Raw genomic sequence first — 20,815 nt, forward strand, 5'->3', positions numbered from 1 at the left:
TGGACGGGCAAAGGCCGCAGGAAAAGGGCGCTTATTATCGATAAGCCGATGCGGCCATACAAGCCGGATCAGCGTTCCTGAGGTGTGGGCATAAGGCTAGCGCAGGCAGAGAGTCCTGACTGCGCTGATCCGTCGCAGAGTTTACTTAACCCGCTGGCCCGGCTTAGCGCCGCTGTCAGGGCTGAGCAGGTAGATTTCTTCACCGCCAGGGCCAGCAGCCAGGACCATGCCTTCGCTGACGCCGAACTTCATCTTGCGTGCGGCCAGGTTGGCCACGTACAGGGTCAGGCGGCCTTCCAGCTTGCTTGGGTCCGGGTAGGCGCTCTTGATGCCGCTGAACACGTTGCGCTTGGAATCGCCGATATCCAAGGTCAGGCGCAGCAATTTGTCGGCCCCTTCAACGAACTCGCACTTCTCGATCAGGGCAATGCGCAGGTCGACGGCGGCAAAGGCATCAAAGGCGATCTCGGCAGCCAGCGGGTCTTTGCTCAGCTCGCCATTGCCAGCGGCTGCCGGAGCGGCTTCGCTGGCGGCCAGGTCTTCTTTTGAGGCTTCGATCATGGCGTCGATTTTCGCAGGCTCGATACGGGTTAGCAGGGCGCTGAATGGGTTGAGCTGGTGGTCCGCCAGCCAGTACTGATGGTCGTCCCAGGTCAGTGGCGCCACATTGAGGAAGGCTTCGGCATCTTTAGCCAGTTGCGGCAGCACCGGCTTCAAGAAAATCACCAACTGCCGGAACAGGTTCACGCCCAGGGCGCAGATGGCCTGTACTTCGGCCTCCTTGCCTTCTTGTTTGTTCAGCGCCCACGGGGCTTTGTCGGCGATCCAGGCGTTGGCGCGGTCGGCCAGGGCCATGATTTCGCGCATGGCACGGGCGAAGTCACGGACTTCATAGGCTTCGGCGATAGACGGCGCAGCGTCGGCAAAGGCCTCGGTCAGCTCGGGGGCGATGTTGCCGGCCAAGAGCAGGCCGTTATTGCCTTTGTGGATAAAACCGGCGCAGCGGCTGGCGATATTCACCACTTTGCCGACTAGGTCGGAATTGACCTTCTGCACAAAGTCTTCGAGGTTGAGGTCAAGGTCATCCACGCCACGGCCCAGTTTGGCTGCGTAGTAGTAGCGCAGGTACTCGGGGTTAAGGTGGTCGAGGTAGGTGCGCGCTTTAATAAAGGTGCCGCGCGATTTGGACATTTTTTGCCCGTTGACCGTCAGGTAGCCGTGCACAGCGACTGCGGTAGGCTTGCGGTAGCCCGCGCCTTCGAGCATGGCCGGCCAGAACAGGGTGTGGAAGTTGACGATGTCCTTGCCGATAAAGTGGTACAGCTCGGCGGTCGAATCGCTGCCCCAGAACTCGTTGAAATCCAGTTCAGGTGTGCGCGCGCAGAGGTTCTTGAAGCTGGCCATGTAGCCGATTGGCGCATCCAGCCAAACGTAGAAGTATTTGCCTGGCTCGTCGGGGATCTCGAAACCGAAGTACGGCGCATCACGGCTGATGTCCCATTCCTGCAGGCCGGAGTCCAGCCATTCGGCAATCTTGTTGGCGACGGGGTCTTGCAGTGCGCCGCTGCGGGTCCAGCTTTTCAGCATGGCCTCAAAATCAGGCAGTTTGAAGAAAAAGTGCTTGGAATCGCGCAGTACCGGTATCGCGCCGGAGATCGCCGAGCGCGGGTTCTTCAGCTCGGTTGGCTCGTAGGTGGCGCCGCACTTTTCGCAGTTATCGCCGTACTGATCTTCGGTCGCGCATTTCGGGCAGGTGCCTTTGATAAAACGGTCAGCGAGGAACATACCCTTTTCAGGGTCGAAGTACTGCGTGACCGAGCGCGTAGCGATATGCCCAGCGTCGCGCAACTTTAAGTAGATTGCCTCCGACAGCTCGCGGTTTTCATCCGAGTGGGTCGAGTGGTAGTTGTCGAAGTTCACCCCGAAGCCCGCGAAGTCGGCGGTGTGCTCGGCTTGCACATTGGCGATCAACTGCTCTGGGGTGATGCCTTCTTTCTCGGCGCGCAACATGATTGCCGAGCCATGCGCATCGTCGGCGCACACATAAATAGCCTGGTTGCCGCGCAGCTTCTGGAAACGCACCCACATGTCGGTCTGGATGTACTCGAGCATATGGCCGAGGTGGATCGAACCGTTGGCGTAGGGCAGGGCGCTGGTGACGAGAATTTTGCGGGCTTGGCTCATGGGAATTGGCTGCACTGGTAACTCAGAGAAGCCGGTAACTATATAGGTGCAGCGGATATTTTTCATCCATGAGCGCTGCGCCAGGCTATGGGCATGCGCCAGCAAGCGCGCTCGGGTAGGATGTCCGCCTGCTTTACTCAGTCTTTCGGAGTCTTCCATGAGTGTCGTTACCCGTGCAGCGGTTGAAGCCGCGCTGTCCCAATACGCCGACCCCCACCTAAATCAGGACCCGGTCAGCGCCGGCTGCGTGCGTGAGGTGGATATTCAGGGTGGTCAAGTCAAGGTGCGCCTGCAGTTGGGCTATGCCGCCGGGTTATTCAAGGCTGGCTGGGCGCAGATGCTGCAGATGGCACTGGAGGCGCTCGATGGCGTCGAGCGTGTGCTGGTGCAGGTCGATTGCGTGATTGAGGCGCACAAGGCGCAGGATCAGGTGCCGGCGCTGGCGAATGTGAAAAACGTGATTGCCGTGGCATCCGGCAAAGGCGGGGTGGGTAAATCCACCACTGCCGCCAATCTGGCGTTGGCGCTGGCTCGTGAGGGTGCCAAGGTTGGCATTCTGGATGCCGATATCTATGGGCCGAGCCAGGGCATCATGTTTGGTATCCCCGAAGGCACGCGGCCAGAGGTGAAAGACCAGAAGTGGTTTGTGCCGCTCAAGGCCCATGGTGTGGAAGTGATGTCCATGGCCTTTCTCACCGATGAAAACACCCCGGTGGTCTGGCGCGGGCCGATGGTCTCCGGTGCGCTGCTGCAATTGATCACCCAGACCGCCTGGAATGACCTGGATTACCTGGTGGTGGACATGCCGCCGGGCACCGGTGATATCCAGCTGACCCTGGCGCAAAAGGTCCCAGTGGCCGGTGCGGTAATCGTCACCACGCCGCAGGATCTGGCCCTGTTGGATGCTAAGAAGGGCGTGGAGATGTTCCGTAAAGTGAACATTCCGGTGCTTGGCGTTGTAGAAAACATGGCCGTACATATCTGCTCGAACTGCGGTCATGCCGAGCATCTATTCGGTGAAGGCGGTGGTGAGAAGCTGGCGGCGCAGTTTGGCGTCGATCTGTTGGCATCCTTGCCGCTGTCGATGGCCATTCGCATGCAGTCTGATGGCGGTAAGCCAACCACTATCGCTGATCCGGAAAGCCAGATCGCGATGATCTATCAGGAAACTGCGCGTAATGTGGGTGCACGCATTGCTCAAGGTGGCGCGCAGCAGGCGATGCCGAGCATTGTGATCAGCGAAGATTGATTTGGCAGTGGCGCACGCACGTGCGCCACATCTTGCTCGCAGATAAATGCGCGCCCATAAAAAAGCCCCGCACTAGGCGGGGCTTTTTATCAAGCGAGTTAGATCAGGTTATACAACCTGAACTTCCTCAGCCTGCATGCCTTTCTGGCCGCGGGTAGCGACGAAAGTCACTGCCTGGCCTTCTTTCAGGCTCTTGAAGCCATCGCTCTGGATCGCTTTGAAGTGAACGAACAGGTCGTCACCGGACTGTGGGGTGATGAAGCCGTAGCCTTTCTCATCGTTGAACCACTTAACGGTGCCATTTTGACGATTCGACATGTTATGTCTCCTAAAGATTTTATTAACAGCCCTGGAAAAGCCCAGGCCGGGACTGAGTGCAACGAGTACTAGGAGTCGGACGATGTTTGGATCGAAATCTAGGCATCATGAAGCGATTCGCGGTGACACATGCAGCACAGTGGGGAACACGATACCCGCTTTTAGCGCTAAGCGCGAATGCTCTGTGCATCTTTCTGTTATTTAGCGATGGGCTGCTCTTGGCGATTTGCCCTACGGCTGTTTTCAGAGCCTTTGAACCCAGTCGCGCGGCCCGGTAAGATGCGTGCACTTTTCACCCTTCGCTATAGCAGGACAGTCGCCATGAGCATCAAATCGGATAAGTGGATTCGCCGCATGGCTCAAGAGCACGGCATGATTGAGCCGTTTGTCGAGCGCCAGGTACGTGTTGAGGGTGCGCAGCCACTGATTTCTTACGGCGTTTCCAGCTACGGTTATGACGTACGTTGCGCTGATGAATTCAAGGTGTTCACCAACATCAACTCGGCGACTGTCGACCCTAAGAACTTCGATGAGAAGAGCTTTGTCGATGTGAAAAGCGATGTGTGCATCATTCCACCGAACTCTTTTGCGCTGGCGCGCACTGTGGAATTCTTCCGTATTCCTCGTGATGTGTTGACCATCTGCCTGGGTAAAAGCACCTATGCGCGCTGCGGTATTATCGTCAACGTCACGCCGCTGGAGCCGGAATGGGAAGGCCACGTGACCTTGGAATTCTCTAACACCACCACCTTGCCGGCGAAAATCTACGCCAACGAAGGCGTCGCGCAAATGCTATTCCTGCAGTCTGATGAGGCCTGTGAAGTGTCCTACAAGGACCGGGGTGGCAAGTACCAAGGTCAGCTGGGCGTGACCCTGCCAAGGGCCTGAGTGGTTGATCCAATAAAAAGCCGGGCGATGCCCGGCTTTTTATTGTCCGTAATTTTTATGGGGCGCCATCCTTGGTGAGCCCCTAGGTTTTCATGGTGCTAATGGCAGTTCGCGCTTGTGGCGGGTGGCGTCAAAGGTGCGCACGATAATGGCGTAGGCTTCTTCGCGCACCGGTTGGCCGTGTAGGAAAGCGTCTATTTCTGCATAGCTAACGCCGTGGGCTTCCTCATCCGGTTTGCCGGGGCGCAGCTCTTCCAGGTCGGCGGTCGGCACTTTGAACGCTAAGTTATCAGGCGCGCCCAAGTGCTTGGCGATTGCACGTACCTGGCCTTTGACCAGGCCGGAGAGCGGGGCAAGGTCGCAAGCACCGTCACCAAATTTGGTGAAGAAGCCCATCACAGCTTCGGCGGCGTGGTCAGTGCCGATGACCAGGCCGTTGTTGGCGTTAGCGATGGCGAACTGGGCGACCATGCGGATGCGTGCCTTGACGTTACCCATGACAAAGTCGCGGCGGGCGTCGCTTAGCTTCTGCAGGTGAGTCACCTGCTCGCCCAGACCCGTTACGCTGCCTGCGATATTGACCGTGTCTTCTTCATCCGCGCGGATAAATTGCAGCGAGGCTTGGGCGTCATGTTCGTCGTGCTGGGTGCCATGGGGCAGGCGGACGGCGATAAAGCGATAGGCCGAGTCGCCGGTTTCTTCACGCAACTCTTCAATTGATAGCTGTGCCAGGCGTCCGGCGGTCAATGAGTCGACACCGCCGCTGATGCCCAGCACCAGTACCTTCAGGCCCGAATTGCGCAGGCAGTGCTTGATAAAGGTCTTGCGTCGTTCGACTTCGGCGACTAGTGCGGCTTCGTCAGAAAAAGGCGGTATCACATCCAGGGCAGCGGCAATTTCAGCTTGGCGGTTGCTCATTTCAAAGTCCTCACGGGAAGCAGAACACATGGCTTATGCGGTCGCGCGGCACAACTACCCGGCTGTCAGCATCAAGCGTTAAGACAAAGTGCAAAGCTTACGTTGAACCAGCGGCAAAGTGCACGCTAGAGCTGCATGCCGGAGGGTGACTGAATCGCAGGCAAAAGAAAGGGCGCTAAAAAGCGCCCTAAAACGATGATCTGTGGAGTAAGTCCGCCTTGTCTGAACGGTGACCGCTGAATTGGTTCAGTGGTTGCCGACGAACGGTCAGTCGCTGCTGCGCTTCAGTTTGTCGGCATCAGTAGCAGGCGCTTGCTGCCATACACCTTGTCGAGGTTTTGCGACTGGAACGGGAAGCTCATATAGCCGCCCTTGAGCCAGGCGTCGATGCCGTCGGCGTAGTGTTTGCTGGCGGGGTTGCCTGATTGGCCGGAACTGTTGAGGCCTATTAGCGGCTCTTCGCGGCCGAAGTCGACGACGATGCGCATGGCTGGGATCAACCAGGTGTCAAAGTTCTCGCCCCAGTTGTAGGCCGCCACATTCAGCGTGCTGTGATCACCACCGGCCGGGTAGGGGCCGCGGTCCAGGTAGCCCTTGATGGCGTTGATGCTGCTGCGCTGGCTGGCACTCATGTAGGGCGCCAGTTGGCTGGTCTCGGTGGTCCAGTTGTAGGTGTGCAACTTGCCCCACTGCCAGGCGCTACGGTCACGGCCTAGTTTGTTTTCCAGTAGCGTCACTGCGCCGGCGAGGCTGCGCGCGAGGATGGTTGGTTTGTCTTCTTGCTGTGCGGTGCGGCGATCATTCCAGAAGGGGCTGTCTTCCCGGCCCAGCAAGTGGTCGGCCTGGGCGGAGTAGGAGCTGTTGGCAGTTTCGACCAGAGCCTTCCACGCTGGATTGCTTTCGGGGCCCAACTCGTCGAGGAAGGTCTCCCTGGCGCTTTGGTGGAGAAAGGCGCTATACAGCGCGGCGTCTGCCGAGGTGGCGGCCATTTTGCCGTCAAACTTCATCAGCCGGCCGTGCGCTTCACGGGCTTTGCTGCGTTCTGCTGCAGGCAGGGCGTCGATAGCCGCCTTCAGGCCTTCCGCCATGCCGGGCGCGCTGAACATATTCTGCAGTTTGGCAACGAAGGGCGAGGTCTGGTCGTACTGCATGGCGATCATGCTCTGGGTGTCATGCTTGCCCGTTGCTGCCAGTGCGGCGATACGCTCGGCGCGCTCGGGGTAAAACCAGGAGTTGGACAGTTGCATGCCATAGCCACGCGGTACCGTGCGCTGGTTGGCGGTGCCCAGCCAGCCGCTTGGTGGGTCTTGATCGTAGGGGTGCAGCATGGGGTCGGCAAACCCATCCCAGTCGTACTGGCTGTCCCAGCCGGGGGAGGGCATCAGACCCAGACCTGCGCGGCGATTGGGGAAGCGCCCGGTGACCTGCCAGCCAATATGCTGCGCATCGGCGAAGACGATATTCAGCGGCATGGCACGCACTTCACGGGTGACCTCAAAGGCCTGCTCGACCGACTGGGCGCGCGACAGATCGAAAAACGCATCGAGCGTCTGATCCGCTTCGAATTGGGTGGTTTTCAGCGCCAGGCCATAGCCGCTGCTCAGCTGCATGGGTTGTAGTGCGTGCTTACGCTCGTTGAGCACCGAATTCAGCAGTGGGCCGTGGCGGGTTTCAAAAATGGTTTCGCGGATGGGGCGTTGCCCTTTGATGAAGAATGTCTCTTGGCGTTCTTGGGCGGGTAACCATTTACCGTCTGCCAGGTAATGCAGGCGGCCGTTCTGACGTTTGACTTGCTCAAGGAATAAATCTTGGTTGTCGCCCATGACCATGGTCATGCCCCAGCCCAGCTTACCGTTAAAACCCGCCACCACAGCGGGCACGCCGGCAATCGAGACGCCGGCGGCCTGGTATTTGGGCGAGCGAATTTGCACGAAATTCCACACGGATGGCATCGACAATGGCAAGTGGGTGTCGTTGGCCAACAAGCTTTTGCCGCTGCGCGTGCGCTGAGGGGTAAACGCCCAGTTGTTGGATGCCGCCACACCGAGCATGTGCGTATCCGCAAATTGGCTGACGGCCGCGCTAACGTCGCTTAGCCCGGCCAGCTGTCCATTGAGGTCAAGCCCGCGGAGTTTGCTGGCTTCTTCAATTGGTAAGGGCTCATCGGGGTAGGTCGGCAGCAACCAGGCGAGCTGCTCGCTGCCGACCTTTTGCGCGAGTACCAGGGCGGCGATTTCTTCCTGCAGGTTGACCGACAAGCCAAAATTCAGCAGGCAGAACACCAATACAGAGTCTTCGGCCTTCCAGTACGCCGGGCGATAACCGGATTCGGCCAGATCCATCGGCAGCTTGTCACGGTAACGGAACAGGTAGGCGTTGACCCCACGAGCATAGACCTCGAAGAAGCGTTTGATCCGCGGCGATGCACTGCTGTAGAGCACCTCAGCGCTCTTTTTCAAATTGACCGCGCGCATGAAACGGTCCATTTCCAACACGCCGGGGCCGGCCATTTCAGCCAGGCGACCTTCGGCCATCAAGCGCAGGCCGACCATTTGGCTGAGGCGGTCGCTGGCATGTACATAGCCGAGGGCGAACAGCGCGTCATGGAAGGTGGTGGTTTCGATGAGTGGCATGCCCAGAGGGTTGCGACGAATCACCACGCTTTGCGCCAGGCCTTTTACCCTGACAATTCCCTGATCCGCGGGCACGCTGTCGCTGTAGCGGCTGTTCAGGAGTGACTGGCAGCCAGTCAGCGCGACCACTGCCGTGAGTACGGCGGCGAGGCTGAGGTGGGCCATGGGGCGTAACGCGCGCGCTAGCATGCAGCTGGCTCCTTGCGGATGGAAAACGATCGGGTGAGTGTGCGCCTTCCGGCAAGTGCGTGGGCGCGCAGGTGCGGACGTACTACGTTAGCCAGGGGCCACGCGCCTGACAAGGCGCGTGGCGGGTGAAATCAGGCGTGTTTGCGGCCTGCCGGCAAGGCTTCATCGAGCAGCCAGCGCGCGGCCGCGCGCGCAGCTGCTTTGTGCTGCAGCTCCAATTCACTGAAGTGCTGCTCGTGCTGGCGCCGCACGCTTTTCTCCAAGGCTTTCCACTCGGCGTGGGTCGGCACTTGGGCGGTTGCCACGAACAGCTGGTGAAAAACCTCACAGCGCGGATTCTGACTAAGGGTGCTGTCGTAGTTATCCAGCAGCACCTTGATTCGAATCGCACCCTCGATAAGCGGGAGCTGACCGTCGAGCAAACTGCTGGCAAGAATCTGTAGATCACCACCAATGCGCTCACGCTGCGCATTGAGCGCCTCGGTTTGCGTTTTTTCCTTGGCCCAAACGCGACGCCACAGATACAGGGCGTAGAGTGCCAGCGCCGTAATCAGCGCTGCGCTGGTGATCAATGCGAGCAGAGTGAGGTTGTTCATCGCAGGGTTATGCGCCGTGGCATTTCTTGAATTTTTTCTGGCTGCCGCATGGGCAAGGGTCGTTGCGGCCAACGTCTTTCAGCGCGTTGCGCACAGGTTCCTGATGGCCATGATTGCAGTCTGGACCATGTACGTGGCCGTGATCATGGCTGTGGGCGTGATCGTGGTCATGATTGCAGTCAGGGCCGTGAACGTGTTCTTGCTGGGTCATGCGAGTTACTCCTGGATGTAATTGCCGGGAATTATCTCGCCATTGCGCGACATGTGCACGCTCCGTCCGAATAACCAGCCAGTTTTGACCGCACCCTGTAATCGATAGGGTATGGGTCTATCGGGTTTTTCCAGTGCCTTGACGATTTGCCGTAGGTGTCGCCAGAGGTTGGTGCGCACCGGCACGTCGAAGATGTAGTGGCCATGAGCGGGTACGGTGAAGGACGCATTCGACTCGCCCTCAGCAAGTTTCACCTGATTCAGGTGCACCACGTAGTCCAGCCCGCGCACCGGCAGGCTGAAGCTGTTGGGGTTGTCGATGCGAAAGCGCAGCGTGAAGTGCTGCTCCAGCAGTTTGGCTTTGACCACATCGACTTTGACCAAGCTGACCGCGGGGTCTTTAAAGTCCCCTGATGACCAAGAGGAACAACCGCCTAGGCCGGAAAGGAGGCCAAAAAAAAGCAATAGGCTGAGAATTCTTATCGTTTGCGCCTGAGAAAACATTGCATACTCCGAATGACGCATCAGTGTAACAAGCAAGTGCTTGGCTGCCACCTGTTGTGACGGTAAAAAAACCTGCGCCATACTGAGCAACGAATAGGACAGGAGTATGACCATGGCTCGCTACGAAATTGCCTTCAGTGCGCAATTGGTTCCGGGGGCTCAGCTCGCGCTGGTGAAAGCCAACGTGGCCAAGCTGTTTCAGGCCGATGAGCAGCGTCTGGCGTTGCTGTTTTCCGGGCGGCGTATCGTGATTAAAAGCAACTTGGATGCGGCCGGCGCTGAAAAATATCGCTCGACTCTGGAACGCGCAGGGGCAGTGGTCGACGTCGTTTGTATCGACGATGAGATCGAAGAAATTGTGCTCACCGCGCCGCCAGCTGAGGCCTCAGATCCAGCGCTAGCTAACCCGGTAGCTACGCCAGCCCCTAGCGTTACCAGCTCACCTGCCGGGCGTTTGCAGGTGGCGCCGCGTGACGAATACATGGCCGCATTTGCCGAGGTGGATGCCCCCGATTTTGGCATCGCCCCGCTTGGCGACGATGTGCAGGATGAAAAGCCGCAGGCAGCGGCTCCCGTACTGGATTTGTCGCAGTTCAGCCTAGCGCCACCTGGCAGTGATATGGGCGAAGCGAAAAAAGCCCCGCCCGGCCCCGCCCCTGATATTTCTCATCTGAAATTACAGGACTAGCCTGCGGCGTTCGATGCACCTTGTGCGAGTGATCGGCTGAGCAGTATCAAAAATAGCTTGCACAGCATTTCTTGAACTTCAGCCCGCTCGCACATGGGCACGGGTCATTTCGCCCGAGCTTGGTTTCGACCGTGGGATCAATGAAATACCAGTTGTCGTGATTACGCACGAACGCTGAACGTTCGCGGTGGCTGTGCTCGCCACCTTCGTCACGCCAGTGGGCGGTAAAGGTCACATAGGCGTGCTGAGGCTCACTCTCGATCAGCTCGGTCTGCTCCACCTCAAGCCCAAGCCAGGCGCTGCCTTGGCTCCAGGCTTGTATGGCGTGTTGGTCGAGCTTGGCTTGTTGGGCCGGCAGCGTGCTGCGCACCAGATAATCGATCAGCCCCAGAGCGTAGGCGCTATAGCGTGAGCGCATCAAAGCTTCGGCACTGGGTGCCGGAGAGCCTGCGTGATAGCGGCCGCAGCAAAGCATCAGTAATTGACCGCTGCAGCATGGGCAGATTGTGCTGTTCACGGATTTACCACCAGTGCTTGCCAAAATTTTCCGGGTTGGCCCAAAACTTGGCATTCAGCCAGTCAGGCACCTGTTTGTAGTCGAGCAGGTCGTATGTGAACAGGTTGAGTATTTGCTCATCGCGTTGGAAGCACTCACTGGCCTGCAGAGCCAAGGCAAAAAAGTCGGTCTCGTGCCAGTCACAGGCGTTGAGGTCGACTAGCACGGCCATTCGGCTAGCATTCAGGTTGCGAATACCTCCCAGTAATTCCAGGCCTGCGCGCTTGGGCAAGTGCTCAAGGCAATCGACGACTAGGGCGAGATCGAAGCGTTGCGCGGCGACTTCAGCAGGCAGTTCGCCTGGCTCTGCGTGGACAATGTGGCAGTCCGGGCGGGCTTGAATAAATGCATCAATCGCGGGTAATTCGTGGCTTCCGACCACAAGCAGGCGAGCTGGCGTGTAGCGCGCCAGTAAGGCAGCAAGGGCGTGTTGTGGTGTGCGGGTCGATAGTGTGGCAGGCATGATAATTCCTCACTCAGTGCACAAAGACTAACGTGCAGCTGCAGGGCGGCCTAGTGGGGATAGTGCTACTAATGTGTTTATGTATTCTCTGGCGTATTTTCTGACTGGCGTCTTTACTTTGTCAGTATCGGTTTTTACCGATTTACCAATAGGAGTCTTAAATATGAGCATCACCAGAAAAGCATTACCCCTAATTGTCGCGAGTACCTTATTAACCGGTTGCGCCGGCCTGCAGAAAACGGATTGGCCAACCTGTGCCGCGGTCGGCGGTGTGGGCGGTGCTGCTCTGGGCGCTATTGAAAGCTCGACATGGGCCGGTGGCGGTGCTGTATTGGGTGCTGGTATGGCGGCGGCTTATTGCTGGGTGCATGGCGCCAGCGAAGAGCAGGTTGTAATGGTTGAAGAGGTTGTAGTCGTTGAGGAGGTTATGGCTGAGCCTGTGCGTGTTGAGTTGGATGTTAAGTTCGACTTCGATAAGGCTCAGGTCAAACCAGAAAGTTATGGCGATATCAAAAATCTGGCTGACTTCCTGACTCAGTACCCGCAAACCACCACTGTGGTTGAAGGCCATACCGACTCCGTAGGCAGTGATGCTTACAACCAGACCCTGTCCGAGCGCCGCGCCAATGCAGTGCGTGATGTATTGGTTAACCAGTACGGTGTAGGCGGTGAGCGCGTTAATGCGGTCGGCTATGGCGAAACTCGTCCGGTTGCCGACAACGCCAGTGCTGAAGGTCGCGCCGTCAATCGCCGCGTAGAAGCTGAAGTGGAAGCACGTCCTTGATCGCCTGACTCCAGGCTTTCTGAAGAAAACAAGCCAGCCCCCTCGGGGCTGGCTTGTACAGCTCCCAGGGTAGGTCTTTACTCCTAAGTTACCGGCAATAGCCGGCAATACAGGAGATTCGTACCATGAGAGTTAGATCCATAATGGGGTTCGCCCCCGTTCTCTTGGTCAGCAGTGTTCTTTCAGGTTGTGTCACAACTTCCAGTACGGGAGATGCGCCGCTCAACCAAGGGAACTGGCCCCTGTGCAGTGCAATTGGCGGCCTTGCCGGTGCTGGTTTGGGCGCAATTGAAAGTTCTACATGGGCAGCAGGTGGCGCCGTGGCCGGTGCGGTCATTGGCACGCTGATTTGCTACGCCCAAGATGGTGATGAAGATGAAGACGGTGTGTTTGATCGTCGCGATCGTTGCCCAGGAACCCCGCCCAATACGTCCGTGCATCCAAACGGCTGCCCCATCAAGGAATACGCCAGTACGCCGGTCGAGCCAGAGCCCATTGAGGTTATGGAAGCGGTTCGGGTAGAGCTGGATGTGAAGTTCGATTTCAACAAATCAGACGTTAAAGAAAACAGTCAGGCGGATATCAAGAGCCTTGCTGACTTTATGAAGCAGTACCCGCAAACCACCACAACCGTTGAAGGGCATACCGACGCGATAGGCAGCGAGGCATATAACCAAGGCTTGTCCGAGCGCCGTGCCAATGCGGTGCGCGATGTGCTGGTCAATCAGCACGGCATCTCCAGTAGCCGGGTTTCATCAGTTGGCTATGGCGAGTCGCGACCGGTTGCTGACAATGACAGCGAATCCGGGCGGGCAATCAATCGGCGCGTTGAAGCAGAGGTTGAAGCGCAACCGTAACGGATGTCATGTGCTGACAGGCCGTTGCGAACCTTGGTGTTAGTTCGCAACGGCCTGTTAGGAAGTGACAGGTTTAAACCCAGTAAAAGCTGTGAAGCTGTCCCTGCTTTGCAGTTTTTACTGGTCTTCTGGCCGCACACCCCCTAAAGCAGATAAGGTGCAGCGAAATAACAAAGTGTTGGGGGCGGGTGTGAAAATATTTCTGGTTTTGGGTAAGTGCCTGACGGCACTGTTTTGGGGTGTAGTACTGGCAAGTCTGTTGCAACCTTTCGCACAGCCTTTTGCGCTGCTGTTAAATGGCACAGGCGCTTTTATTCTGCTGATTCATGCACTTGAGCTGTGGTTTTTTAACGCGCGCCTTAGTGCCTGCCCTAAGCCGGCCCTGCAGCGTGTGCAAGTGATGCTGTTCGGGGTTTTTCAGCTGCTCGGGCTGCCCGCTGAACAAGCCGCTGTTGCCGCTGACGCAGAGTCCCAGGAAACCCTGCAGTTGGAGGTCGAACATGCGTAGCTTGCTCGCTCTCGCCGTATTTTTTAGTCCCCTTGCCCTTGCGCAGGCTGTGATTGAAGTCGACTCCCACACGTTTATGCGTCTGCCAAGCAATACCAACGTGCTGCTCTTGGACCGTTTGGACATTGCCGACCATGGCACGTTGTTGATCCCTGCAGGTTTGACCGAAATCCGCGTGGCGCAGCTGCGCTTGGGGCGTGAAGCGCGCCTGGCGATTGCCCCGAGTGAGCACGCGTTACGTCTTGAGGTGGCGGCTGCCGAGATTGCCAGTGGTGCGCAAATCAGTGCGCGTGGCGCCCAGGGCAGCGCCGAAAAACCCGCATTGCCGGGGCGCGACCTGAGTGTGCGGTTACAGGCCGTGACTCTAGAAAGTTTGATCTTGGATGCCCGTGGCGGTGCAGGTGCGCCTGGTTATGCCGGTCTTTCCGGTGCGGACGGCGAGCAGGGCGGCTGTACGTGGGGTGAGGCCAGTCGCGGCCATGATGGTTTGGATGGCGGCGATGGCCAGCCGGGTGCTGCCGGTGCGCAAGTACGTTTGGAAGTGCCGCAGGGTTTCCCGGTTGAACAGTTACAGGTCCGGGTGGATGGCGGCAGTGGTGGCCAGCCGGGTGTGCCAGGTGCAGGCGGTCAAGGCGGCATGAGTAAGGGCTGCTGGCTATACAGTACCGAGGGCGCTCGCGATGGTAAGCCGGGGCAGGCGGGGCGTGCAGGTCAGTCAGGCCCCGCTGGTGCAGTGAATGTCGTGCAGTTCTAGTCGTCCAACCGCTGCTTAACGGCAGCGGTTGGTTGTGCCGCGTTAGAACGAGGGGCGCGCGCCGGCGATTGCGATGACCAGCAGTCCCAGTAGCAGATTGATGCCGACCAGGCGTCGAATACGCCCCAGCACCGCACCGCCTGTCGGCCAGTCTTCTGCTGTTACGGCGCGGCGCAACTCGGGCAGTTGCAGCGCCTGAATGCGCAGAAACAGTGCCAGCATGGCGATATACAGCCCCATCATCACGTGCACATAGCGTGGCGCGCTATCGAAGCCGCTAAAGCGCAGGTGCAGCATGCCGACGCCAGTAATCGGCAAAACAATTACCGCAGCCCAGACCCAGTAGAAAAATCGTGGGAAGACTTCTAGCCAGAGTTTAAGGCGCGATGGGGCTTCCAGCGCGGCGACAGCTGCCGGGCGCAAGATCATCCACGCGAAGAACATGCCGCCCACCCAGATAAGAGCGGCGAGCAGGTGCAGGCTGTAGACGAAGGCGTATGGGGTCATGGGGTACTCCTGTTGATTAAACGCTTATTTACGCGCTGTGGCGTGTCGTACCGGCCGCGTCTGCGGTGGAGCACGTAAACAGGTTCTAAGCGGTTCAGCGCGGGATCAATTAGCGCGCTATGATAGCCGCCGATTTCAAGCACTGAAAATTTATCCAGCCTTTTTGCACCAAGACCTCATGCTCAGTACCGAACTCAAGTCCCAGATCCAGGGCGCCTATACCCGTTTTCTCGAAGCCAAGTCGCTCAAGCCGCGCTATGGCCAGCGCCTGATGATTGCCGAAATCGCCAAGGTGCTGGGGGCCATTGAAGTGGATGACGAGGGCCGGCGTGTCGGTGAGCCCGCTGTTGTAGCGGTTGAGGCTGGTACCGGTACGGGTAAAACCGTGGCCTACAGCATGGCCGCGATCCCCACTGCCAAGGCTGCGGGTAAACGCCTGGTGATCGCCACCGCCACCGTGGCGCTGCAAGAGCAGATCGTGCACAAGGACCTGCCGGACCTGATGCGCAACAGTGGCCTGAATTTCAGCTTCGCCCTAGCCAAGGGGCGCGGCCGTTATCTGTGTCTATCCAAGCTGGATATGCTGCTGCAGGAAGGCCAGGCGCAAAGCGCCACCGCGCAGCTGTTCGAGGAAGAAGGCTTCAAAATCGACGTGGATGAACAGAGCCAAAAGCTGTTTACCGCGATGATTGAAAAACTGGCTGGTAATAAGTGGGACGGCGACCGCGACAGCTGGCCGGAAGAGTTGGAAGACACGCGCTGGTCGCAACTGACCACCGATCACAGCCAGTGCACCAGCCGCCATTGCCCTAACTTTCAACAGTGTGCTTTTTACAAAGCGCGCGAGGGCATGGGCAAGGTCGATGTCATCGTCACCAACCATGACATGGTTTTAGCTGACCTGGCCCTGGGCGGCGGTGCGGTATTGCCGGACCCGCGTGACACCCTCTATGTGTTTGACGAAGGGCATCATCTGCCAGACAAGGCGATTGGTCATTTCGCCCATTTCACCCGCCTGCGTTCGACTGCAGATTGGCTGGAGCAGACCGCCAAGAACCTCACCAAGTTGCTCGCTCAGCATCCGCTGCCGGGTGATTTGGGCCGTTTGATTGAGCAGGTGCCGGAGCTGGCGCGAGAAATCAAAACCCACCAGCAGTTTATGTTCGCCGCCTGCGAGCAAGTGGCTGACTTCAAGCCAGGCGAAGACATGCAAGGCCGCGAGCGGCCGCGCCATCGCTTTGTGGGTGGCCTGGTGCCGCCGCATTTGATTGAGTTGGGCGTAGAGCTGAAAAAGGGTTTTTCCAAGCTGACCGAACTGTTCACCGGGGTGGCCGAGAAACTTAAGGAGGCTATGGACGGCGAGTCTACTGTCGGCATTGCCAGCCATCAGGCCGAAGAGTGGTACCCGCTGTTCGGCAGCCTGCTGGCGCGCGCTCAGGGCAGTTGGGAGCTGTGGCTGGCCTTTACCGCTGAAGACCCGGAGGCCAGCCCGCCAATGGCGCGGTGGTTAACGTTGGCTGACAGCGGCGCGCTGTTCGATATTGAAGTCAACGCCAGCCCGATCCTGGCCGCCGAAACCCTGCGGCGTAACCTGTGGAATGTCGCCTATGGCGCGTTGGTAACCTCGGCGACGCTGACGGCGCTGGGCACCTTTGATCGCTACCGCATGCGGGCCGGCTTGCCGAAAGGGGCGGTGACCGCTGTGGTGCCCAGCCCTTTCCATCATGCTGATGCCGGTGTGTTGCGGGTGCCCAACCTGAATGCCGATCCGCGTGATGCGGTGGCGCATACGGCCGCGATTATTCGTGACTTGCCTGGCTTGGTTGAAGGCTCACGCGGCACGCTGGTGCTGTTTTCCTCGCGCAAGCAAATGCAGGACGTTTTCGAAGGGCTGGAGCGCGACTGGCGCAAGCGGGTCTTTATTCAGGGCAATTTGTCCAAACAGGAAACCCTGAACAAGCACAAGGCGCGGGTCGATAGCGGTGAGGAAAGCGTATTGTTTGGCCTGGCGAGCTTCGCCGAGGGTGTCGATTTGCCGGGCGCCTATTGCGAGCATGTGGTGATTGCCAAGATCCCCTTTGCCGTACCGGACGACCCAGTAGAAGCGGCCCTGGCCGAGTGGATCGAGGCGCGCGGTGGCAACCCCTTTATGGAAATCGCCGTGCCGGATGCCTCGCTGCGCCTGGTGCAGGCCTGTGGCCGCCTGCTGCGCACCGAAGCGGACCGCGGCACTATTACCCTGCTGGATCGGCGCGTGGTCACTCAGCGTTACGGCAAGTCGATTCTCAATGCCTTGCCGCCGTTTCGTCGGGAAATTAGTTAGCGCCCTTCGGTCGGTGCCAGGCAACTCGCTGCGCCAAATAGGTTCCAAGTCACGCGTGAACAAGGCCTTGGTCGTCACCGAGGCCTGGATTTTGTCCCAGGCAGTGTTGCCTGTGGCGGCCAAACAATGGGGAGTGTGGTGGGTGAAGGGTAAACGCAGGCTGCAGACAGGAGTTTGGCTATCCGCGCTGTTGGCTTATTGCGGCGCCGCCATGGCGATCGAGCCGCAGGAATTGTTCAACTTTGTCCGGCCGCTGGATGCTGTGCAGGTCGCGACGCAGGATGCCGATCTACCCAACCGTATTGGCGAGCCAACCCCGCAGGGTGAGGTGCTGCGCCGGATAACCTTCCAGCCCGCCGAGCAGCCGAGCGTAAGGCTTACCCCGCAGAACGGTAGCTGGGATTGGTCGCAGCAAGCATTGGTCAGCCTGCGTGTGCAAAACGCCATGGATTGGGCGCTGACCCTCGATGTGTTGATCGAAAGTGCGGATGGCCAGCGCTTGAGCACCCGTATCGCCTTGCCCGCCGGTCCCGCGCAAACCCTGTTGATTCCTCTGCACGCGGTTTCTCCCCGTGATCAAGGCATGCGTGCCGGTGTGCCGATGCCCTGGATGCACAAAGGCCAGCGACTGCTGCTGGCGGACACGGTCAGTGGCGCACTCGATCTGAGCAAGGTCAGCGTACTCACACTCTCCGTGCCGCAACCTAAGGCGGCGCAAGATATTTTGATCAGCCAGTTCGGTGTCAGTAGCGAACAGCTCACGCGCGCCGCTTATGCCGAGATTGTCGACAGCTATGGGCAGTTCACCCGGGCCAACTGGCCGGGCAAGATCCAGCGCGATGCGCAGTTACAGCAAGCGGTTGCCGAGGAACAAGCGCAGTTAAAGGGCTGGCTGGCTGAGCGCCCGGCGCAGGATAAATTCGGTGGCTGGACGGGCGCACAACCGTTTGAGGCCAGTGGTTTCTTCCGTACCGAGAAGCGCGACGGGCGCTGGTTGCTCGTTTCGCCTGAGGGGCATCCGTTCTACTCACTGGGCGTCAACGCCGTGACGGCCGAGCAGAGCGCGACCTATGTCGAGGGGCGTGAGGCGATGTTTGCCGGTCTGCCGCAAGAGGGTAATGCTCTGACGGCTTATTTCGGCACGTCGGATAGCCGCAGTGATACCGGCGCCAACCAGGGTCGAGCATTTGCCAGCGGGCGTTGGTTCGATTTCTACAAAGCTAACCTGCAGCGCAGTTATGGCCAGGTTGACCCTGCTGCCTGGCGCGCGCTGAGCCAGGACCGCCTGCAGGCCTGGGGCTTCAACACCCTGGGTAACTGGAGTGAGCCGGCGTTCGGCGGCGACTCACGTATGCCGTTCAGCATTCCGCTGTCGATTCGTGGCGACTACGCCACCATCAGCACGGGTGTTGATTGGTGGGGCGCAATGCCGGATCCCTTCGATCCGCGCTTTGCCATGGCCACCGAGCGCGCTGTGGCGATTGCCTCGCGTGATCACCGCGACAATCCCTGGCTGCTCGGCTATTTCGCCGATAACGAGCTGGCTTGGGCTGGCCCTGCGAGTGACCCCAATGGTCGTTATGCTCTGGCGTACGCCACGCTGCGGTTGACCACTGATGTGCCGGCCAAGCGTGCCTTCCTTAAACAGCTGCGCGATAAATACCGCAACCAGAATGGCCTGTCTCGCGCCTGGGGGATTGAGCTGCAGGCTTGGGAGCTAATGGAAGACCCAGGATTTCAGGCGCCGCTGCCAAGTGCAGAATTCCCCGCCATCGAAAAGGACATGCAGGCATTCTTGCGCCTGTTCGCCGAAACCTACTTTAAAACCATTGCCGACTCGCTCGACTGGCATGCGCCAAATCACCTGCTGTTAGGTGGGCGTTTCGCCAGCAGCATCCCCGAAGCGGTAGGCGCCTGTGCGCGTTTCTGTGATGTGCTGAGCTTCAACTTCTATACCCGTGAGCCGCAGCAGGGCTATGACTTCGCCGCGCTGCGTCAGTTGGACAAACCACTGATGATCACCGAGTTCCACTTCGGCTCGCGTGATCGTGGGCCGTTCTGGGGCGGCGTTGCCGAGGTGTACAACGAAGCGGAGCGCGGCCCGGCTTATGCGCACTTCCTGAGCAAAGCCCTGGAGGAGCCACAGGTTGTCGGCGTGCATTGGTTCCAGTACCTCGATCAGCCGGTTACCGGTCGCCTGTTAGATGGCGAGAACGGCCATCTGGGGTTGGTGGCGATCACTGATCGGCCTTGGGCTGGTTTCGTCAAAGCCGTACGCAAGGCCAATTTGGCTGTCGCAAAAAGTGTACTCCAGCCAGCGCCTGAGCCTGTGACGAAAACCCCTTGAAGGGCTATTCGCAAAACGGATAGTGCCGATGCCAGGCTTGAGCAGGGCTCACCGCAAGCGGCAGAGCTTAAACAATCCGCCGATCATTTGGCGCGCAGTGATAGAGGAGTAGGGTGGTGCAGATACAGGGCTATTTCGACCTCAAGTTCGAGGCATTGAGAGACGCTTTCGCGGCGTTATTCGATGACCCGCAGGAGCGTGGCATGGCGCTCTGTGTGCAGGTCGGCGGTGAAACCGTGGTGGACCTGTGGGCTGGCGTTGCTGACAAAGATGGCCAGCAGGCCTGGCACAGCGACACCATTCTTAACCTGTTCTCCTGTACCAAGACCTTTACTGCCGTGACGGCCTTGCAGTTGGTCGCTGAGGGCAAGCTTGAGCTGGATGCGCCAGTCGCGCGCTATTGGCCCGAGTTTGCGGCAGCCGGCAAAGATAAAATCACCCTGCGCCATTTGCTCAGCCATCAGGCTGGGCTGCCGGCCTTGCGCCAGATGCTGCCCGCCGAGGCGCTGTATGACTGGCAGGCGATGACCACGGCGCTGGCCGCCGAACAGCCCTGGTGGGCATTGGGTGAGGGCCATGGTTATGCGCCGATCACCTATGGCTGGTTGGTCGGTGAGGTGTTGCGCCGGGTCGAGGGGCGCGGGCCGGGCGAATCCATCGTCGCACGCACGGCCACGCCTTTGGGGCTGGACTTCCACGTCGGCCTGGCGGACGAGGAGTTCGACCGCGTGGCGACTATCTCCCGTGGCAAGGGGAACGTCGGTGATGCAGCCGCGCAGCGTCTGCTCAAAACCATGATGAGTGAGCCGGCGGCCATGAGCACGCGGGCCTTCACCAATCCACCATCGATCATGACCAGCACCAACAAGCCCGAATGGCGGCGCATGCAGCAGCCCGCAGCGAATGGCCATGGTAATGCCCGCAGCCTGGCTGGTTTTTACAGCGGCCTGCTGGATGGACGCTTACTCGAAAGCGAGCTGCTGGATGAGTTGACCCGCGAGCACGCGGTGGGCGAGGACAAGACCCTGCTGACACGGACCCGCTTTGGACTGGGCTGCATGCTCGACCAGCCGGAAGTTGCCAACGCCACCTATGGTATGGGGCCGCGCGCCTTTGGTCACCCAGGAGCCGGCGGTTCGATTGGCTTTGCTGACCCGGAACGGGATGTGGCGTTCGGCTTTGTTACCAACAATCTAGGACCGTTCGTCTTGATGGACCCCCGTGCGCAGAAACTTGCGCGTTTGTTGGCTGATTGTTTGTAGCCAGCTCAGCTAAACTGCTGCGCAATCACCTGGGGTCAGCTCCTTGAGCAGGTCCCGGCGCGCTTCTTTTGTTTATT

At 59.0% G+C, this 20,815-nt stretch carries 19 protein-coding genes and 1 pseudogene; 10 read left to right on the plus strand and 10 right to left on the minus strand.

Annotation, left to right across the window (positions count from 1 at the left end; genetic code table 11):
• Positions 1-141: 141 nt before the first annotated feature.
• The gene (gene metG / locus N1078_RS09720; RefSeq protein ID WP_274087965.1) at positions 142-2,184 is read right to left on the minus strand and encodes a methionine--tRNA ligase; all 2,043 of its coding nucleotides are present in this window, start codon (positions 2,182-2,184) and stop codon (positions 142-144) included.
• 157 nt (positions 2,185-2,341) lie between these two features.
• Between metG and apbC the strand changes: the two genes are divergently transcribed.
• Entirely contained in the window at positions 2,342-3,433 is a 1,092-nt protein-coding gene (gene apbC / locus N1078_RS09725) for an iron-sulfur cluster carrier protein ApbC (RefSeq protein WP_274087966.1), read from the plus strand.
• Positions 3,434-3,541: 108 nt separating this feature from the next.
• Here the strand turns inward: apbC and N1078_RS09730 are convergent, their stop codons facing one another.
• Positions 3,542-3,751: a cold-shock protein gene (locus N1078_RS09730; protein ID WP_090242762.1), complete on the minus strand. Its 210-nt coding sequence runs from the start codon at positions 3,749-3,751 to the stop codon at positions 3,542-3,544.
• A 321-nt stretch (positions 3,752-4,072) separates the two neighbouring features.
• On the opposite strand from N1078_RS09730, the gene dcd reads away from it, so the two are divergent.
• Complete coding sequence (dcd, locus tag N1078_RS09735) at positions 4,073-4,639, plus strand: dCTP deaminase (RefSeq protein ID WP_274087967.1); 567 nt, start codon at positions 4,073-4,075, stop codon at positions 4,637-4,639.
• Between the two features lie 90 nt (positions 4,640-4,729).
• Here dcd and nadE read toward each other — a convergent pair whose 3' ends face one another.
• The 5 genes from nadE to N1078_RS09760 form a co-directional block, all read right to left on the minus strand.
• Positions 4,730-5,557, minus strand: coding sequence for an ammonia-dependent NAD(+) synthetase (gene nadE, locus N1078_RS09740; RefSeq protein ID WP_274087968.1), 828 nt, complete (start codon positions 5,555-5,557; stop codon positions 4,730-4,732).
• 284 nt (positions 5,558-5,841) lie between these two features.
• The gene (locus N1078_RS09745) at positions 5,842-8,355 is read right to left on the minus strand and encodes a penicillin acylase family protein (protein WP_443218105.1); all 2,514 of its coding nucleotides are present in this window, start codon (positions 8,353-8,355) and stop codon (positions 5,842-5,844) included.
• 155 nt (positions 8,356-8,510) lie between these two features.
• The gene (locus N1078_RS09750) at positions 8,511-8,975 is read right to left on the minus strand and encodes a DUF2489 domain-containing protein (protein ID WP_274087970.1); all 465 of its coding nucleotides are present in this window, start codon (positions 8,973-8,975) and stop codon (positions 8,511-8,513) included.
• A gap of 7 nt (positions 8,976-8,982) precedes the next feature.
• Positions 8,983-9,186 (minus strand): SEC-C metal-binding domain-containing protein, encoded by a 204-nt coding sequence (locus N1078_RS09755; protein ID WP_274087971.1) that lies wholly within the window; start codon positions 9,184-9,186, stop codon positions 8,983-8,985.
• 5 nt (positions 9,187-9,191) lie between these two features.
• Entirely contained in the window at positions 9,192-9,689 is a 498-nt protein-coding gene (locus N1078_RS09760) for an LEA type 2 family protein (protein ID WP_274088012.1), read from the minus strand.
• Between the two features lie 112 nt (positions 9,690-9,801).
• On the opposite strand from N1078_RS09760, the gene N1078_RS09765 reads away from it, so the two are divergent.
• Positions 9,802-10,377 carry a hypothetical protein gene (locus tag N1078_RS09765; RefSeq protein WP_274087972.1) on the plus strand — a complete coding sequence of 192 codons (576 nt, stop codon included), beginning with the start codon at positions 9,802-9,804 and terminating at the stop codon, positions 10,375-10,377.
• Positions 10,378-10,423: 46 nt separating this feature from the next.
• Here the strand turns inward: N1078_RS09765 and N1078_RS09770 are convergent, their stop codons facing one another.
• Both N1078_RS09770 and N1078_RS09775 read right to left on the minus strand, forming a co-directional pair.
• Positions 10,424-10,894, minus strand: a complete 471-nt coding sequence (locus N1078_RS09770) for a YchJ family protein (RefSeq protein ID WP_274087973.1) — start codon at positions 10,892-10,894, stop codon at positions 10,424-10,426.
• A 4-nt stretch (positions 10,895-10,898) separates the two neighbouring features.
• Positions 10,899-11,396: a DUF6231 family protein gene (locus N1078_RS09775; protein ID WP_274087974.1), complete on the minus strand. Its 498-nt coding sequence runs from the start codon at positions 11,394-11,396 to the stop codon at positions 10,899-10,901.
• A 427-nt stretch (positions 11,397-11,823) separates the two neighbouring features.
• On the opposite strand from N1078_RS09775, the pseudogene N1078_RS09780 reads away from it, so the two are divergent.
• The 4 genes and pseudogenes from N1078_RS09780 to N1078_RS09795 all read left to right on the plus strand — a co-directional run.
• Positions 11,824-12,180 (plus strand): annotated as a pseudogene (locus tag N1078_RS09780) (OmpA family protein); the annotation flags it as partial.
• Between the two features lie 143 nt (positions 12,181-12,323).
• Positions 12,324-13,037, plus strand: a complete 714-nt coding sequence (locus N1078_RS09785; RefSeq protein WP_274087975.1) for an OmpA family protein — start codon at positions 12,324-12,326, stop codon at positions 13,035-13,037.
• A 91-nt stretch (positions 13,038-13,128) separates the two neighbouring features.
• Entirely contained in the window at positions 13,129-13,545 is a 417-nt protein-coding gene (locus tag N1078_RS09790) for a DUF1145 domain-containing protein (protein WP_443218102.1), read from the plus strand.
• Positions 13,538-14,299, plus strand: a complete 762-nt coding sequence (locus N1078_RS09795; protein ID WP_274087976.1) for a collagen-like protein — start codon at positions 13,538-13,540, stop codon at positions 14,297-14,299. Before N1078_RS09790 ends, N1078_RS09795 begins: the two co-directional genes overlap by 8 nt.
• Before the next feature lie 42 nt (positions 14,300-14,341).
• Here the strand turns inward: N1078_RS09795 and N1078_RS09800 are convergent, their stop codons facing one another.
• Positions 14,342-14,806 (minus strand): CopD family protein, encoded by a 465-nt coding sequence (locus N1078_RS09800; RefSeq protein ID WP_274087977.1) that lies wholly within the window; start codon positions 14,804-14,806, stop codon positions 14,342-14,344.
• A 178-nt stretch (positions 14,807-14,984) separates the two neighbouring features.
• On the opposite strand from N1078_RS09800, the gene dinG reads away from it, so the two are divergent.
• The 3 genes from dinG to N1078_RS09815 all read left to right on the plus strand — a co-directional run bounded on the left by dinG (position 14,985) and on the right by N1078_RS09815 (position 20,738).
• Complete coding sequence (gene dinG, locus N1078_RS09805; protein WP_274087978.1) at positions 14,985-17,129, plus strand: ATP-dependent DNA helicase DinG; 2,145 nt, start codon at positions 14,985-14,987, stop codon at positions 17,127-17,129.
• Positions 17,130-17,340: 211 nt separating this feature from the next.
• The gene (locus tag N1078_RS09810; RefSeq protein WP_274087979.1) at positions 17,341-19,476 is read left to right on the plus strand and encodes a beta-agarase; all 2,136 of its coding nucleotides are present in this window, start codon (positions 17,341-17,343) and stop codon (positions 19,474-19,476) included.
• A gap of 116 nt (positions 19,477-19,592) precedes the next feature.
• The gene (locus N1078_RS09815) at positions 19,593-20,738 is read left to right on the plus strand and encodes a serine hydrolase domain-containing protein (protein WP_274087980.1); all 1,146 of its coding nucleotides are present in this window, start codon (positions 19,593-19,595) and stop codon (positions 20,736-20,738) included.
• Positions 20,739-20,815: the final 77 nt, after the last annotated feature.

Source organism: Pseudomonas sp. MIL19, assembly GCF_028680365.1.
Taxonomy (GTDB): domain Bacteria; phylum Pseudomonadota; class Gammaproteobacteria; order Pseudomonadales; family Pseudomonadaceae; genus Aquipseudomonas; species Aquipseudomonas spirodelae.